At 41.7% G+C, this 15,278-nt stretch carries 16 protein-coding genes and 1 other RNA gene; 8 read left to right on the top strand and 9 right to left on the bottom strand.

The window, feature by feature from the left end:
• Positions 1 to 50 precede the first annotated feature (50 nt).
• Positions 51 to 1,253, bottom strand: coding sequence for a phosphoglycerate kinase (pgk, locus tag FD724_RS11760; RefSeq protein ID WP_114085366.1), 1,203 nt, complete (start codon positions 1,251 to 1,253; stop codon positions 51 to 53).
• A gap of 89 nt (positions 1,254 to 1,342) precedes the next feature.
• Here pgk and FD724_RS11765 point away from each other — a divergent pair, with 89 nt between their 5' ends.
• A complete protein-coding gene (locus FD724_RS11765; RefSeq protein WP_041566493.1) occupies positions 1,343 to 1,759 on the top strand; it encodes a universal stress protein in 417 nt (138 codons plus the stop codon).
• Between the two features lie 207 nt (positions 1,760 to 1,966).
• Here the strand turns inward: FD724_RS11765 and FD724_RS11770 are convergent, their stop codons facing one another.
• Both FD724_RS11770 and FD724_RS11775 read right to left on the bottom strand, forming a co-directional pair.
• Positions 1,967 to 2,677, bottom strand: a complete 711-nt coding sequence (locus FD724_RS11770; RefSeq protein WP_179072756.1) for a GDYXXLXY domain-containing protein — start codon at positions 2,675 to 2,677, stop codon at positions 1,967 to 1,969.
• Positions 2,678 to 2,846: 169 nt separating this feature from the next.
• On the bottom strand, positions 2,847 to 4,265 hold the full coding sequence (locus FD724_RS11775; protein ID WP_114085364.1) for a DUF2157 domain-containing protein: 1,419 nt from the start codon (positions 4,263 to 4,265) through the stop codon (positions 2,847 to 2,849).
• A gap of 228 nt (positions 4,266 to 4,493) precedes the next feature.
• Here FD724_RS11775 and FD724_RS11780 point away from each other — a divergent pair, with 228 nt between their 5' ends.
• Positions 4,494 to 5,465: an RsmB/NOP family class I SAM-dependent RNA methyltransferase gene (locus FD724_RS11780; protein ID WP_179072757.1), complete on the top strand. Its 972-nt coding sequence runs from the start codon at positions 4,494 to 4,496 to the stop codon at positions 5,463 to 5,465.
• 568 nt (positions 5,466 to 6,033) lie between these two features.
• Positions 6,034 to 6,483 carry an NUDIX hydrolase gene (locus FD724_RS11785; RefSeq protein ID WP_114085362.1) on the top strand — a complete coding sequence of 150 codons (450 nt, stop codon included), beginning with the start codon at positions 6,034 to 6,036 and terminating at the stop codon, positions 6,481 to 6,483.
• A gap of 299 nt (positions 6,484 to 6,782) precedes the next feature.
• Here the strand turns inward: FD724_RS11785 and FD724_RS11790 are convergent, their stop codons facing one another.
• From FD724_RS11790 to pip, 3 genes are all read right to left on the bottom strand, one after another.
• A complete protein-coding gene (locus FD724_RS11790) occupies positions 6,783 to 7,574 on the bottom strand; it encodes a GH25 family lysozyme (RefSeq protein ID WP_179072758.1) in 792 nt (263 codons plus the stop codon).
• A 97-nt stretch (positions 7,575 to 7,671) separates the two neighbouring features.
• Complete coding sequence (locus tag FD724_RS11795; RefSeq protein WP_218651518.1) at positions 7,672 to 8,304, bottom strand: DUF4232 domain-containing protein; 633 nt, start codon at positions 8,302 to 8,304, stop codon at positions 7,672 to 7,674.
• A gap of 150 nt (positions 8,305 to 8,454) precedes the next feature.
• Positions 8,455 to 9,393 (bottom strand): prolyl aminopeptidase, encoded by a 939-nt coding sequence (gene pip, locus FD724_RS11800; protein WP_179072760.1) that lies wholly within the window; start codon positions 9,391 to 9,393, stop codon positions 8,455 to 8,457.
• A gap of 359 nt (positions 9,394 to 9,752) precedes the next feature.
• On the opposite strand from pip, the gene FD724_RS11805 reads away from it, so the two are divergent.
• From FD724_RS11805 to queF, 5 genes are all read left to right on the top strand, one after another.
• The gene (locus FD724_RS11805) at positions 9,753 to 10,019 is read left to right on the top strand and encodes a YciI family protein (RefSeq protein WP_012412163.1); all 267 of its coding nucleotides are present in this window, start codon (positions 9,753 to 9,755) and stop codon (positions 10,017 to 10,019) included.
• Positions 10,020 to 10,056: 37 nt separating this feature from the next.
• Positions 10,057 to 10,153: signal recognition particle sRNA small type (ffs, locus tag FD724_RS11810), an RNA gene on the top strand.
• Positions 10,154 to 10,178: 25 nt separating this feature from the next.
• Positions 10,179 to 10,562 carry a phasin family protein gene (locus tag FD724_RS11815; RefSeq protein WP_114085360.1) on the top strand — a complete coding sequence of 128 codons (384 nt, stop codon included), beginning with the start codon at positions 10,179 to 10,181 and terminating at the stop codon, positions 10,560 to 10,562.
• Between the two features lie 160 nt (positions 10,563 to 10,722).
• The gene (locus FD724_RS11820) at positions 10,723 to 11,121 is read left to right on the top strand and encodes a hypothetical protein (protein ID WP_114085359.1); all 399 of its coding nucleotides are present in this window, start codon (positions 10,723 to 10,725) and stop codon (positions 11,119 to 11,121) included.
• Between the two features lie 89 nt (positions 11,122 to 11,210).
• Positions 11,211 to 11,609, top strand: coding sequence for a preQ(1) synthase (gene queF / locus FD724_RS11825; protein ID WP_114085358.1), 399 nt, complete (start codon positions 11,211 to 11,213; stop codon positions 11,607 to 11,609).
• Between the two features lie 159 nt (positions 11,610 to 11,768).
• On the opposite strand, the gene pstS is transcribed toward queF, so the two are convergent.
• The 3 genes from pstS to FD724_RS11840 all read right to left on the bottom strand — a co-directional run bounded on the left by pstS (position 11,769) and on the right by FD724_RS11840 (position 15,149).
• A complete protein-coding gene (gene pstS / locus FD724_RS11830; protein WP_179072761.1) occupies positions 11,769 to 12,863 on the bottom strand; it encodes a phosphate ABC transporter substrate-binding protein PstS in 1,095 nt (364 codons plus the stop codon).
• Positions 12,864 to 12,981: 118 nt separating this feature from the next.
• The gene (locus tag FD724_RS11835; protein ID WP_179072762.1) at positions 12,982 to 14,379 is read right to left on the bottom strand and encodes a cytochrome c biogenesis protein; all 1,398 of its coding nucleotides are present in this window, start codon (positions 14,377 to 14,379) and stop codon (positions 12,982 to 12,984) included.
• A 29-nt stretch (positions 14,380 to 14,408) separates the two neighbouring features.
• A complete protein-coding gene (locus FD724_RS11840) occupies positions 14,409 to 15,149 on the bottom strand; it encodes a cytochrome c biogenesis protein CcdA (protein ID WP_179072763.1) in 741 nt (246 codons plus the stop codon).
• Positions 15,150 to 15,278 lie beyond the last annotated feature (129 nt).

The following is a 15,278-nucleotide window of genomic DNA, read 5'->3' on the forward strand; positions in this document are numbered from 1 at the left end:
TTTCAAGTTCTCACCTCTTGTCCCCTTGTCCCCTTGTCCCCATTTTTTACTTACGCATCATCTAAAGCTGCAATTCCAGGCAATACTTTGCCTTCAAGCAACTCCAAGCTAGCGCCGCCGCCGGTGGAAATGTGGCTCATTTGGTCTGCTAAACCAACCTTTTCCACAGCCGCTACTGAATCACCACCACCAATGATGGTTGTTGTACCAGTTTTACCGATTTCAGCGAGGGTATGAGCGATCGCTTCCGTACCTGCCGCAAACTTATCAAACTCAAATACACCCATTGGCCCGTTCCAAATTACCGTTTTGGTATCTGCAAGGGCTTCTTGGAAAAATTTCACCGAGTCTGGCCCAATATCCAAACCCATCCAACCATCGGGGATATTCTCAATGCTAACGGTTTGAGAATTGGCATCAGGGGCAAAGTTATCTGCCAATACCACATCTGTAGGCAGCAATAAAGCAACACCCCGTTCTTTAGCCTTAGCTTCCAAAGACTTCGCTAGTTCTAACTTGTCTTCTTCTACCAACGACTTACCGACATTCAAACCACGGGCTTTATAGAAGGTGAAAATCATCCCACCGCCGATGATCAGCTTGTCGCACTTCTCCAACAGGGTTTCAATTACGCCAATTTTGCTGGAAACTTTGGAACCGCCAATAATTGCCGCCAAAGGACGTTGGGGATTTTCAATAGCGTTTTGCAGATATTGCAATTCCTTCTCAACCAAATATCCAGCCACAGAAGGGCTAAGGAATTTCGTCACACCTTCAGTAGAAGCATGGGCGCGGTGTGCAGTACCAAAAGCATCATTTACATAAAAGTCAGCATTAGCTGCCAATTTTTTCGCAAATTCTGGGTCGTTTTTCTCTTCTTCTTTGTAAAAACGGACATTTTCTAGTAATAGCACTTGGCCATTTTGCAAAGCGGCAACTTTTGCTGCAACTTCATCGCCAATAGAGTCATCAGTTTTAATGACTTCTTGCCCCAGTAACTCAGAGAGACGCTTGGCAACGGGAGTTAGGCGTAATTTGTCATCCACACCCTTGGGACGGCCAAAATGACTTGCGAGAATGACTTTAGCACCCTTCTGCGTTAAATCTTGGATGGTTGGGAGAGCGGCGCGAATGCGAGTATCGTCGGTAATGTTGCCTTGATCGTCCACAGGCACGTTAAAGTCAACCCGCACTAAGGCACGTTTCCCAGATATATCAGCTGAAGATAAACTTGCTAAACTTTTTTTGGACACACCAAACTCTCCTGATTGCCTTTTTGTTATTGTTTTGAAAGTAGAACCATCAAGATTTTACCGGAGTCAGGGGTACCCAAGTGACAGAGATATTTAAGACAGTACTATTTCCTATCGATCAAAGCCGGGAAACGCGGGAAGCTGCTGATGTTGTTACCAACGTAGTCAAAAAGTACAGCAGTCGCTTGGTGCTGCTGTCTGTGGTAGAAGAACCGCCTCCAGATGCTCCAGATGCGCCTAGTGCAGATCCGATGGTTTCACCAGAAGTAGTTGCAAAACTGCTAGAAAATGCCCAATCTTTATTTTCTGGGCAAGGAATTCAATCCGAAATTCTGGAAAGGCAAGGTAAACCAGCCTTTACTATCTGCGATGTCGCTGATGAAATTGGGGCTGATTTAATTATTATGGGCTGCCGAGGGCTAGGCTTAACTGAAGAGGGAGCGGATGATAGTGTGACCACTCGCGTGATTAACCTTTCCCCTTGTCCAGTGCTGATTGTGCCTTAGTAGTGAGTGGTCAGTGTTGAGGAGGCAATAGACTTCTCCAGAAATTAATTATGCGTTATCCAGAACCTTTGTAGAGACGTAGCAGTGCTACGTCTCTACATTTTTTTCGGAAAAGTCTAATGACAAACAGAAAATTCTGAGCGTCGGAAGTCGGCGCTCAGAACTTTGGAAATAAACTTTCCATGTTTACATACTTTACCTAAGAGCTTAAAAGCGATAGTTGCGATCGCGTACCCACATACTAACTGGAACTGCCTTACCCTGTGGATCTACTTTCGCTTTCACCACAATGGGGGGTACTTGTCCTCTGCGGGCGCGTTGGGTTCGCAAATCGTTGCTAATCTGCTGGCGTTGGTTTTCTGGGATGTAATAGGTTTCCAAACCGTAGTTAACGGAACCATCCTGATAAACACCTCTTAAGGCTACCTGATTGGCTCTTAGAGATGTTGGGCGATCGCTACTGACTCGTAACGGTCTCCAAGCTCTAGGAACACCATTACCATAGGATAGTTGCTCTTGCAAAGTCACATAGATATTGGTTCCTTCAGGCAATCTTCTACCGCTTCCACGACCTTTGCTGACTAATGTTTGCCAACCAGGTAATCTCCTCAAATTTGCGGGACGGGATATGTTGTAATCTAGCGCTAAGGTATTACCGTCTAGTACATTGTTTGGGTCTACAGGTACGGTTTGCAAAATCACCGTTTTACCTGTCACATCTGTATAAACGGCTTGGGCTGGTACTGCCATAATTAACCCTGTTTGCAGCGCCAGGGGAGCTAGTAACCGCCAAAAAGGTAAGGGCTTATTCGATTTTTGTTCAGTAGCAATCAAGTAATCCCGAAAAGTCACCTTACTGGAGAACTCGGCTTCGGGAGACAAGGTTTTATTTTTAGATTCAGAAGAACTATTAGTCATGAGCGTAGTCCTAAAAAGCAGAGGAATTGAGGAGGTCAAAAGTAACGAGATTAGGACTAACGCAGAGAAACTTTAAAAATTTTGACGCACAGAGATAGAGATGTTGATGATGGGGAAATTCCTGAATTCTGTTAGCGTTGCGGGGCGTTTAGCCCATGCTGAATTTGTACTACTTTTTACTTGCAGAGCTACCACCAGGTAAACGGCGTTCAAACCAGAGTCCAGCGCTAATTAAAGCGGAACCGCACAAGATAAAGACTAGAGACTTGAAAAGTAAGTCGGTGTCGTACTCTTGCACGCGACTGATAATTTGCAGTGTCACTAACAGCATACCGCCCCAAAAGGAACTTCTGTTGCTTAATTTCAATCCTTCTTGAATTAGTCCCCATGCTAATGTTGCTAGAAGTACATTGAAAATAAAAACACCAAGTTCATCAATCCGACTGATAGTTTGATGCCAAAAAGGTACTATGGCAATAAAGGCAAGAAAAGTACCAATAACAGCAGTTGTGAAAATCACTTCGCGGCGCGGAGGATTATTTCTTTGACGCAGTAGAAATAACCATTGCAATACCGCCAAGCCACTGAGAATCCCCAAATCGATGATCGGCAGAGACTGGAACAAGTTAGTCAAGTTCGTTGGCTGATTATAACCATAATTTGCAGATTCCCAAACCCAACGAAAAGACAGAACGTAAAACACACCACCAAAGCTAACCAACGCTAAATTACGTGCCAGAGATTGAAACAACCTGTAATTTATGGTTGGAAACAGCAGATCGTCATAACTCCAGAATAATGCAGGTGGGAGTGCAAAAGCAAAAGATGCCACCCAAGGCGCTATATCAGCATAATTCAGCAGTGGCAGAGGATTAAGGTTAGCTTGTAATGAACTAGCGAAAACAAAGGCTGCTAGACCAAAAATCCAGCGCGATCGGCAGAAGTAGGCTAAGGGGACAAATACCAGCCATGCCAACAAAGGCAAATGCTGCACCACTAACCGCGACCAAGTTAACTCTCCTGTTGCGTACCATAAGTCTTCTAATCCCGTCCAATACCCGATTTCCACGAGGACAATTGACAGAATTCCTAAAGAATTTATGGACAAACTGAAGGCCATCACCACAACACCCAACCCCCAGGCGAGAAAAAGTTGGGAAGTTGAACCGGCGATATTGAACATCTGAGCCATCAGCAGTATATTTGCGCCGAAAATGAAGGCGCTTAAAATGAGCAACCCTTCTCCCAGTAAGCGTTTACTTTTTTGCGGCTTCTTTCCTTCAGGTGTTATCCAATTGTAAAAACCGGTAATAGCGATCGCAAAAAACAAACTCATCATGAGAATAAATTTGACTTCCCGCGAACCTCCCTGCCAGTTTCCTGATACAAAGGTAATTATGCCTAAGCATAAAAGGATGCTGCCTACAGCGATCGCGATCGCTTTATTGCGATCGCGTACAGCAGCTTCCAGGTTTTTAAATTGATAACGTTCTGCTATTTGCTCATACAGCGAAGAACTAATTAATCCTTCATCCCTCCATAGTTGTGCTTCTTTGCGTAACTTTTGCGGAAAACTATCTAAGAACATGACCTTCTCCGGTGCAGTGGGGTAGCTTGGCCATTGCGTTCTGAATGGCGGTCATTATATTTTGAGTATGAAGCCAAAAGGCTTGATTACATTGTTCTTGTGTAACAGTTTGATTTGGATTTTGATACAACCTAATTCGTAATTAAGAAGCGTCATCTTTCATATTGATTTCCACACAATTGCATCTCTACTCTGATTTGTGAAAAATTTTATTATTTATATATCCAGATGGAAAAACCTTCTAATTTATTACTTAAAGTCTCACGGCGTTTGTTCACTAATCTAGATGAGCAAGAAAAATTTATTGAGGCTTTAATGAATCCTCAGCCTTTTTCACCCAGTATTCTTTGGTGTAAAGAAAAGCCAGATATTTCACCTTTAGCAGTAGAAACACCAACCTATTGGCAACCACAATTTACTGACCGTTTATCCTTGGGAGAAAAGCCTGGTCAGCATCCCTTGCATCAACAAGGATATTTCTATTGTTTAGATTTCTCTTCAATATTTGCAGCTACTACTTTGTTAGCAATTCCTCAGTCAGTGCGTTTAGTTTTTGATATGTGTGCCGCACCAGGAGGTAAAAGTATCTTTGCTTGGAAAGCTTTGCAACCTGAATTGCTCATCAGTAATGAAGTAATTGGTAAACGTCTAGGGATGCTAATTTCTAATTTGAAACGTTGCCAGATTAGCCCTAGTGCAATAGTTAATAGAGATTCGAGTATATTTGCCGAAATGTTTCCCTATTTTAGCAACCTAGTAATAGTAGATGCTCCTTGTACTGGGCAATCTTTACTGGCTAAAGGTGAAAAAGCACCCGGATGTTTTCACCCAACTGCTATTAACAAGAGTGCAAATCGGCAAAAGCGAATTATAGCTAACTCTGCTAAACTTGTTTCACCACAAGGTTATTTAGCTTATATGACTTGCACATATTCACCCGAAGAGAATGAGCAAGTTTGCGAATGGTTTTTGGAACGCTTTCCCCAGTTTCAAGCGATGGAAATTAGTAATTTAACTAAATATCAGTCGCATTTAACTACAATACCTTGTTATCGGATGTTTCCTCAAGATAGGTTAGGTGCTGGTGCGTTTACAGTTCTATTTAAAAATACTAATGAAAATCAAGATGAGCAGAAAGAAGTAGATTTAAATGCAATATCTTCGCTATATATCTACCAAAATCTGAAAAAGTCAAGTTAATTATATTGGTGGTATATCTTCTGGCATTAAACCAGAAGATGTGATGTTTGTAAGAGGGCTGCATTTGTCAATCAGCCATCAGGAGTACACTTTTTAAGTGAGTTGACTTTATATTAAGACCATAGATATTGCAATTCTTATATAGATGCAAAACGTGGTGTATACAAAACATTTTTCATCTACCCAACCTCAACCCAACCCTTTAAAAACTTCATAATCTCGTTCCCAGTTCTAACTAGGAATGCAACTAGGAAGCTCCGCCTCTAGTCTAAGCGGCAGAGTTAAATAAGTGGGCATGAATAGTTAAAGGTTTTTAGTCAGGGCTAAAGCCGCTTACTAAGAGCCAATTTACTTGATTTTATATTCCTTAACATAGTTTGATGTATTCTTGCCCACAAACAAGATGACGAAATTAATAAAAAACTTTCAATAATTAACTCTTATGGATAATAAAATTTTTTTAACCTCATCCTAACCTAAATTTAACCAAAACTTATCCGGTATCAGCGTTAGACTTTTTGAAATAACCATTATACAAAAAAGCTAAACCGTACAGGATGTAAATTACATGGGTCGAAAAGTCAGCAAAGTGTTTAAACAGTCTGGGGTGATTCCTTATAGAGTGAACAATGGCAAAGTTGAAATCTTGCTAATCACGACCCGTAACTTCCAACACTGGGTGATTCCAAAAGGAGATATTCCTAATGGCATGAGTCCGCCCGCTTCAGCAGCCAAAGAAGCTTGGGAAGAAGCAGGGGTAATTGGGCAGGTAGACACCAATGAACTGGGCACTTATAAGTACCGCAAAGGAGGCAAAAGTTATCGTGTCAAGATGTATTTGTTACCAGTTGAGATGCTGAGTGAAGATTATCCAGAAGCAAGTAAAAGAAAACGGCAGTGGGTAGAAGTAACTACAGCTATCAGGTGGGTTAAGTTTAGTTCACTCAAACGAATTCTTAAAGGTTTTTTCCAGGTTAAATCTCACTTTTGTGCATTTCAAGATACTAGTCATATATAGAAATACATACTAAATTAGTATAATTAAATACGCCAAAAGCCCTAGTTCGTAGTCAGCAATTCATCGTTAATAGCAAGTTTTACTAGAACTAAAGTCCTTACTACAAACTTTAATTTATTTACACCTAGCTACTTATTGAGAAGCCATCGAAGCAACATAAGCGACTTTCAATAAGTAGCTAAATATTTAAAACAACTGCACTTGCTAATCAAAATAAGTAAATATTAGATGTAAGGTATCACCTATGTTTACATCAATTTGATGGGTATGGGTCTATGTATTGAGTAAGCTTATCCATTCTAAATCCACAGTAAAGCTACCCAAGTTTTTATACCGACAATCCCATCAGCTTGCAATTTCTTAGATGTTTGGAAACTAACAATTGCATTCTTAACTGACTCAGAAAACTTTCCATCAATGGCATCAGTATATAATCCAATATCTTTTAATTGCTGTTGTAATTGTTTGACCCTTAGCCCAGAATCTCCTAGCTGTAAACCATTAAATCTATTCAAATCGGCTCGACCACTAACACCAGCGACACCAGAGATATCACCTTCATATTGATGGATTAGGTATTGTCCTTGCCAAGCACCAGGAATACTTGGGTTCTGCGTTCCGTAGTGGGCAATCCATAACGGATAACTCGCAAAATCAGATGGATTGCCAAGTTCTTGCCAGAAACTAGGGAAGGTATAAATAATTGGTTTAATTGCTTTTTTCGTTTGTTGTAAAAGGGCTTTTTCCACCTCTGCTAACCACAGTTTAGCTGCACTAATTACAGCTTGGCTATTTACTTTGTCAGTTACCTCGACATCCAGAACTGGTGGTAAGTCTCCTGGTTCTAATTTCCCCAAGATTTTTAAGAATTCCTGCGCTTGCTGAACTGGGTCAGATGTATGGGGATGAAAGAAATGATAAGCACCCCGAATAATACCAACCGTTTTCATAGTCTGCCAATGATGAGCAAAAGCAGAGTCTTTAATACTAACTCCTTCTGTGGCTTTGACAAACGCAAAGGTTTTACCAGAGTTTTTTACAGCCGTCCAATCTACTCTGCCATCTTGATCGGCAACATCAATTCCTAGCATAAAATCCTTAACCTTTTTGAACAGTACAATACTGGACTTATCAGAGGCTCTAATCAAATTTATGCTATTTTTAGATTTTTTAGTAAATTACATAAATTTACAAGACTGCTCGTACTGGGGTCACTCTGACTTTGCCTGTACAAGGCTTGATTTCTTCTGTGACGGTAAGGTGCTGGTAAGCATTCGGAGGTGTGATTTCAATCTTATTAGAAATTGGGCAGTTTTTCTGGGGCGAACTAATGTGATTGTATGCTACTTGAAATGAGGCTTGTTTTCCAGGAGCTAGAGTTACTTGTTGTCGAGGTTGCTGACTCGAAAAGTAAGTGTCTTTGGAGCGAATAACTTTAATTCCCTGCAAAGGTCGATCTTTTGCATCCAGTAGTGCCAATCCCGGATAACCGTAGAGGGTGCAAGGGGATGAGGCGTTATTGGTGAAGGCATAGGTGAGGGCAACATTCCCAACGCCAGCATCTTCGGAGACTCGGCGCACTGACAATTGGCTAGTTTCACAGCGCGTCGGATTCTTAGAAATAGTGGGTTCAGGGGTAGAACTGTCTGTAGTTTTTGCAGCCGGTGTAGGTTTTGAGGTCAACACAGTTGCCTTTGTAGGCTGTTCAGTGATTGTTGGTAAGGCTTGTGGCTGTTTTGTAACAGAGGGAGAACTGACACAGCCTGTTGTCACCGCAGTCAGGAGTAACAACATAGTGCTTTCCATAATTAGAATTCGCATATCTCTTTTTTTGTAATGAACTACTTACACTGATGCTTTAAATACAGTGTAAGTTTCCCATTTCACAAGGGATTGCTTTGTTGTGGGTTTGGTCTTACATCCCCTTTTTTGGCGAACTTCCCCGTTCCACAAGTTAAGTATTCAACCGAATTAAATATTATCTGTTGCTTCAATCAAAGCACTACGAATTCCTGTTTCACTCATCGAATGTCCGGCATCAGAAACCACTATAAATTCTGCTTCTGGCCAAGCTCGATGTAATTCCCAAGCTGATATCATTGGGCAGACTACATCATAGCGTCCTTGAACAATTACAGCCGGAATATGGCGGATACGGTCTACATTTAAGAGTAATTGATCTTCTGTTTCAAGAAAGCCCTTATTCATAAAGTAATGGCATTCAATACGTGCGAAAGCTGAAGCAAATTCGCTCTCGCCAAACTTTTGCATGAGTTCTGGGTCTAAAAAAAGTCTACTGGTACTCGCTTCCCAAATTGACCAAGCACGCGCCGCTGCTAATTGAATTTCTAAATCGGGACTGGTCAAGCGTCTGTAATATGCTGCGATCATATCATCACGTTCTGCGATCGCAATTGGTTCGACATAAGCTTCCCAAGCATCAGGGAAAATATAGCTAGCGCCCTCTTGGTAAAACCATCGCAACTCTTTTTGCCTCAGCATAAAAATACCACGGAGAATTAATGCCGTGCAGCGAGAAGGATGGGTTTGGCTGTAGGCTAATGATAAAGTGCTACCCCAACTACCACCGAAAACCGCCCACTTTTCTATACCTAAATGTTGGCGTAGTTTTTCGATATCACTGACTAAATCCCAAGTGGTGTTTTCTCGTAATTCAGCATGGGGCTTACTTTGACCACAACCACGCTGGTCAAACATCACTATCCGCCATTTTTCTGGGTGGAAATATTGTCGATAAAAAGGTGGACATCCACCACCAGGCCCACCATGCAGCAAAACGATGGGTTGACCTTGGGGGTTTCCTGACTCTTCAAAATGAATGGTATGTAGGTTGGAAACCTGTAAACTACCTTGTCGGTAAGGCTCGATCGCTGGGTAAAGTTCTCGCATTTTAGAAATTTTATCAGTAATGTTGTCATAAACCGCAGAGTCATAGAGAAGCCAGTGCGCCCCAATACTGCTCGGTTAACCATTTTTAACTCGGCATTGGGTTTGGGGAAAAGGTTAAAGGGTAAAGGTTAAAGGTTTTTCTTTCCCCTTCCCCTTAACCGACAAGTATTGCAGTGCGCCCTTGCGGTTCCCCAACTCATAGCGTTCCCACAGGGTAGCAACGGGCGCAGCGCTGATAAAAATTAAGATATTTTACGAGTCACCTTGAAAAGGCTACTCCTAAAAATATCTTGATTTGCTCAGGAGCTTTGATTATTCTCAATCCAAAATCCAAAATTATTATGAGAGGTCGTAAGTAAATGCCGTGGTTTGTCAAAATTGAAGAAGGGAAAGTCGATAAACCTACCTTTGACCAATATGTACCTGCTCACAAAGCCTACATCCAGGACTTGATTGCTAAAGGACACAAAGCACGAACAGGCTATTGGGCAGAACAAAGAGGCGGAATGTTACTGTTTGAGGCAGCCTCTAAGGAGGAAGCAGAAGCAATTGTCGCTGATGACCCGTTGGTAAAACACGGTTGCGTCAACTATCAACTTTACGAATGGCGAATTGTTATGGAATAACACACACTTACTGGTTTTTCATGTTATGCTTTTAGAAGACCTGGATCTATGCGATTGCAACACCCAAATCTTGTCAGAACCGGAAGGTAGCAGCAACACGGGAGGCTTGTAATAGGCGTAGTCTCCGGGTCGCCCTATTTTTAGGAGCGGTCAGCAACAATGGCTGGTTTTGGAGATATTGTTCAAAAAGCTTTTTACCTCGGTGTTGGATTAGCTTCTTACGCAGGTGAGAAAGCAGGGGGGAAATTAGCCCAAGTGCGATCGCAAGTCCAAAAACTGGCAGATGAAATGGTGGCAAAGGGCGAAATGAACACAGAAGAAGCCCGCCGCTTTGTGGAAGAAATGATGAAGCAAGCCCAACAAGCCCAACCATCTGCTGAAACCTCCGAGAAAACACCTCCTTCGGAACCTCGCCGCATTGAAATTTTAGAGGAAGATGAAGAACCAACGGTGAAAGAGGGATCAAGTGATGAGAATGTGGATAAATTGCGTCAAGAAGTGCTAGACCTGCAAAACGAGTTAAAACGATTGCAACGCGATTAATAAAAAGTATTTTGTACTCGATATAACTGGCAATAAGTGGCACTTTGACATGGCACTTCATATAGAAACTTGATAAGATACATTGCCTAGTGTGTATTGTAGTGCTTCCACCCAGATAACACAAAGCGTCCTGTTTATAGCCTGCAAAGGTGTCAAGTTTATGGAACAGTGGCAAAAGGATTTAGCAGAAATCGTTGAAACAGTTGCTGATGAAGTAGAGCGTTTCTTCCTGGGAATGAGTGAAATGGTTGACGCTTTTTTTGAGCTAACGGAAGAAATTACTGAGCAAGTCCCTAATATTGTTACTGAAGTCGATCAGTATTTACAGGATTTAGCTGAACCAATGTTTGAGGCTTACTGGGAACTGGAAGACATGGTAGCAGATGTAGATCCAGGTTTTCCTTATTCAGTTGAACCTACAGCTGAAAAAAATCCTGCCTGCATCGGTTGTACTCATTACCACGGTCAAGTTTATAGTGGTAATTTGTTAGTTTGTGCTATGCATCCCCACGGTTGTGAAGATGAGAATTGTCCAGACTGGGAGAAGGAAGAGTATTGAGGGGGGAGCAGAGACGCGAAAAATCTTTGTCTGTACAAAATTAATAAAAAGACGTAAAGATAATTAAAATAACCAATGACAAATGACAAATGACAACTGACAAATTCCCTGAAATGAAGTATGGTGAACGCGATATTGCGGAAGGTAAATTAATTACCTTTCCAAATCCGCGTGTGGGGAGACGATATGACATTAATATTACTTTGCCGGAATTTACTTGTAAATGTCCGTTTTCCGGCTATCCTGACTTTGCGACAATTTACGTTACATATATACCTGATGAACGGGTAGTAGAATTGAAGGCGCTTAAACTTTACATTAACAGTTACCGCGATCGCTATATTTCCCACGAAGAATCTGCCAACCAAATTTTGGATGATTTTGTGGCTGCTTGTGACCCGTTAGAAGCCACTGTGAAAGCAGATTTTACGCCTCGTGGCAATGTACATACTGTGGTTGAAGTGCGTCATCACAAATACCCATCATAAAAATTTTGGGTATTGCTAAATGGGGATGTAGAGACGTTGCAATGCAACGTCTCTACAAGGATTCTGAAATTACGCAAAATTATTTTTCATACCCCAACTAGCAACGCAAATTTTGGTTTGTAGCGAACACGAACATTTTTACTCAGGTTGATTAAGCAGTTATTTTGCAATTCTGTTTGCAGCAGATTGTACTTGAAGTACAACTTTTTTAGATAAAGGAATATATCCAAGTTCCAAACTGGATTTTTGCCCCTCAATCAAAGCCCAATCAATAAATTTTTTTAGCGCTTTACCTTTGACTCGGTTTGGATATTCCTGATAAGTTAAAACCCAGCTATAAGTAACGATGGGATAAGACTGGGAACCTGTAGGATCGTTGATAAAAGCAATCAAGTTATCGGCGGGTAACTTCACTGACTCCAAGGTTTGAGCTACAGATTCTGGTGTCGGCGTAATATAATTACCAAATTTATTTTCCAAAGCAGCCACAGGAAGTTTATTTTGTTTGGCGTAGACGTATTCTACATAGCCAATAGCTCCTGGGATCTGTTGAACTAAGGCAGTAACACCTTCGTTACCCTTTCCACCAATTCCCACTGGCCATGCGACAGCTTTACCTGCTGCAACTTTGCTGTTCCATTCTGGACTTATAGCACTTAGATGTTGCGTCAACACACTTGTAGTTCCACTACCATCAGTGCGGTGTACAACCTGAATTGGTAAATTGGGCAAATTTACGCCTGGGTTAGCTACAGCTATTCTCGGATGATTCCAATTCGTAATTTTTCCGAGAAAGATATCTACATAAACTTGGCGTGATAGCTTTAAACCATTTGGCAGATTGACTGGAGGTGACTGGGGGGTGGACGCGAGATTGTAAGCTAGCACTATGGAACCAGCAGTCATGGGTAAAGCAACCACTCCCCTTTTTATCTTAGCTGCTTGTTCATTTGTAATTCCCACATCACTAGCTGCAAAGTCTACAGTACCTTCAATCAGCTGTTGCACTCCAGCGCTGCTTCCTATAGCTTGATAGTTAATTTCCACATTGGGATTTTGCTGGTTGTAATCTGAAAGCCAGCGTTCATACAAAGGCGCAGGAAAACTTGCCCCAGCACCAACGAGAGAAACGTGCTTGATTTTTTTATTATCGGTAGTACAAGAAGCGATACTCAACAATATAGCGATTACGGGTAGTAGGCAAACCCGTCGTTTAGATTGAAGTTGAGCAGATATACAAAACTTTAGTTCCAATGCTTAATAATTTTCCAATCTGTAGCTGTGTAGGTGTAATTAATTGTAAAACGAGAAAAATACGTTTCAAATACAAAGGTACGCAAAGTTTTCAGTTATGCTATGCGTACCTTTGCATTTAAACTTCAATAGCCGTCTCTTTTTCCTCAATTTTTGGCTCTGAACTAAGCCGATCTAAAATTTCTAAAACCTCTTGTTCAAAAGCAACTTGGGCGCGATTAGTTTTGCCACCAACATATAAGAGATCGCCTTTTTGCAATGCCCATATTTGTGAATGAGAAAAGTAACTCATCACCACACCCAACATTAGTAAACCAAATCCTGAGTAAACAATTGGTATGCCTGGATCGGCTTTAATTTGTAAGCCAGTGCTGCCAATAATATCCAAAATTTTCAACTTTACGCCATTGACTTCGGTTGACATCCCAGCGCGGACAGTATCAACTAATTTACCCTTGGGATCATAAATTAATACCATCCCTTGTAAGTCTTTGGCTAGTAAAGAAACACCTTCACTCAAATCCGGTTTAGTAGGAACCCACGTACCCCAAATGCGCCCTTGCCCTTTGGTGTTCAATAGCGCCATTGGTAATTGAAAAATCGGGCTGTTGTTAAATTGGACGCGAACACCTGCAATTCCCCAATCGGTTTGGTAGAAGGTTATGCCCCGATAGCGCAGAGGCTCGTTAACAAAAATCTTTTTGTGGTCAACTTCCTCTCCCTGCTTATTTAAGACAGACATATCGGAATAAAATTGATCGATGCCGCCAGATGGAGTGTAGTCAATCCAAAAACGATTGACGCGCACAGACCAATCTTTTGAGACTTGGGCAGCTAAAGGGCCAGCATCGACAATATTTGTGACTTGAAATGTATCGCCACTGGCAATCATTTCCTGTGCCATAAACCCAGTCATCGCCCCCCAAATTCCCCCTATTAGAATAGCGACGATGCCAATATGAACGATAATTGGGCCGATGCGTCCGACTATTCCTTTGCGGGCATAAAGGATATTTTCTTTTTCTTGATCTGGAAAAATTTTATAGCGGCGTTTCTGTAATAGTTGGCTGAGAGAATTTAGAGAACCATTATCTAGTTCTGCACTTAAAGCTAATTTTTGAAATTGCCGTGGTTCTTCGTAATATTTCCAGCGCTGGGCAGCTTTTAAGGCTGGTAACTGACGGGTAAAAGAACAAGCTGTTAAGCTAGTGCCGAATAAAATCAGTAATGCGAGAAACCACCAGGTACGATATACATGGTCTAATCCAACTACCTGAATTACCTTCCAAGTTAAGAAACCAAATAAAGCGGGATGTTCTGGGTAGTTGCTCTGGTAAAATGCGGGTGACTGACCTTGCTCAATTACAGTACCAGTGGAGCTAAAGATTGCAATCAATAGCAGTAGTGCGATCGCTAGTCGTAAGTTAGTCAGTACGGGCAAAAGCTCTTGCCGTAAGAACTTGCCAGGTATTGCCCACCATTTTAATTCTTTGGACGCTGAATCTTCTAAAGTCATTACGTGTAAAATCTAACAAAGTATTGATCTTAAAAACTGCCAAGGGGAATCCGAGAAATTAAGGAAAATACACCGAATCCTACCAACAGCGCCCCGCTAACTGGGTTAATCCAACCAGACCAGCGACGCAATTCTAGTAATTTTTTAATTGAAGCTGTAAAAGTACCCGCCAAAATCAATGGTGCTACATAACCGGCTGTGTAAGAGAGTAGCAAAACAGCACCTAAAATTAAGTCTTGTGTATTCGCAATCCAACCCAGTAAACTGGCTAAAACAGGCGTGCTACAAGGAGATGCAACTAAGCCAAAAGTCAGCCCCAGTAAATAAGAACGCAATCCTGTCGGTAAATCTTGCGAAATCCAATTCGTTTCGCCCAAAGATGGAAATTGCAGAGGTAGTGCTTCTAGTAAGTTCAGCCCCATGAGAATGGCGATAATGCTGACGATAATCGGCAAACCAATTCCCACTTGTCCATAGACTTTTCCTACCAAAGCTGCTACTATACCCATCCCTGCTAATGTAGTTGCTAACCCTAAAGCAAACCAAGTTGATTGGGCAGCTGCTTGCAAGCGGTTTTTGGCTTCATAACCGCCGATGTAACCAATGGTAATTGGCAGCATAGAAAGCATACAGGGTGTAAGACTGGTGAGCAAGCCAGCACCAAAGATGATACCAACACTGACTACGCTAAGGTGTGCCAGTTGGTTAGAAACGAGGCTGTTGGCAAATTGTTCTAGTTGGTAAATTTGGGTTTGCAGGTTATCAAACATGGGGAGTTTCTGAGCGGGAAATGCTTACTCTGCTTGAATTGTAGCTTATTTTTGTCTGTAGAGTCAGCAGAAGTGATTATCTCAAGCTGATATTATCTAAATTTCATCTGCCCAAAGAAATGTATCTAA

The organism is Nostoc sp. C057, from assembly GCF_013393925.1.
Classification (GTDB): domain Bacteria; phylum Cyanobacteriota; class Cyanobacteriia; order Cyanobacteriales; family Nostocaceae; genus Nostoc; species Nostoc muscorum_A.

Bases quoted from the DNA above. Each gene is read 5' to 3' on its own strand.
- FD724_RS11820 (WP_114085359.1), top strand. From the start codon at position 10,723: ATGGAACAGTGGCAAAAGGATTTAGCAGAAATCGTTGAAACAGTTGCT.
- FD724_RS11785 (WP_114085362.1), top strand. From the start codon at position 6,034: ATGGGTCGAAAAGTCAGCAAAGTGTTTAAACAGTCTGGGGTGATTCCT.
- FD724_RS11790 (WP_179072758.1), bottom strand. From the start codon at position 7,574: ATGCTAGGAATTGATGTTGCCGATCAAGATGGCAGAGTAGATTGGACG.
- FD724_RS11770 (WP_179072756.1), bottom strand. From the start codon at position 2,677: ATGACTAATAGTTCTTCTGAATCTAAAAATAAAACCTTGTCTCCCGAA.
- FD724_RS11780 (WP_179072757.1), top strand. From the start codon at position 4,494: ATGGAAAAACCTTCTAATTTATTACTTAAAGTCTCACGGCGTTTGTTC.
- FD724_RS11805 (WP_012412163.1), top strand. From the start codon at position 9,753: ATGCCGTGGTTTGTCAAAATTGAAGAAGGGAAAGTCGATAAACCTACC.
- FD724_RS11795 (WP_218651518.1), bottom strand. From the start codon at position 8,304: ATGCGAATTCTAATTATGGAAAGCACTATGTTGTTACTCCTGACTGCG.
- queF (WP_114085358.1), top strand. From the start codon at position 11,211: ATGACAACTGACAAATTCCCTGAAATGAAGTATGGTGAACGCGATATT.
- FD724_RS11840 (WP_179072763.1), bottom strand. From the start codon at position 15,149: ATGTTTGATAACCTGCAAACCCAAATTTACCAACTAGAACAATTTGCC.
- FD724_RS11775 (WP_114085364.1), bottom strand. From the start codon at position 4,265: ATGTTCTTAGATAGTTTTCCGCAAAAGTTACGCAAAGAAGCACAACTA.
- FD724_RS11815 (WP_114085360.1), top strand. From the start codon at position 10,179: ATGGCTGGTTTTGGAGATATTGTTCAAAAAGCTTTTTACCTCGGTGTT.
- FD724_RS11835 (WP_179072762.1), bottom strand. From the start codon at position 14,379: ATGACTTTAGAAGATTCAGCGTCCAAAGAATTAAAATGGTGGGCAATA.
- pip (WP_179072760.1), bottom strand. From the start codon at position 9,393: ATGCGAGAACTTTACCCAGCGATCGAGCCTTACCGACAAGGTAGTTTA.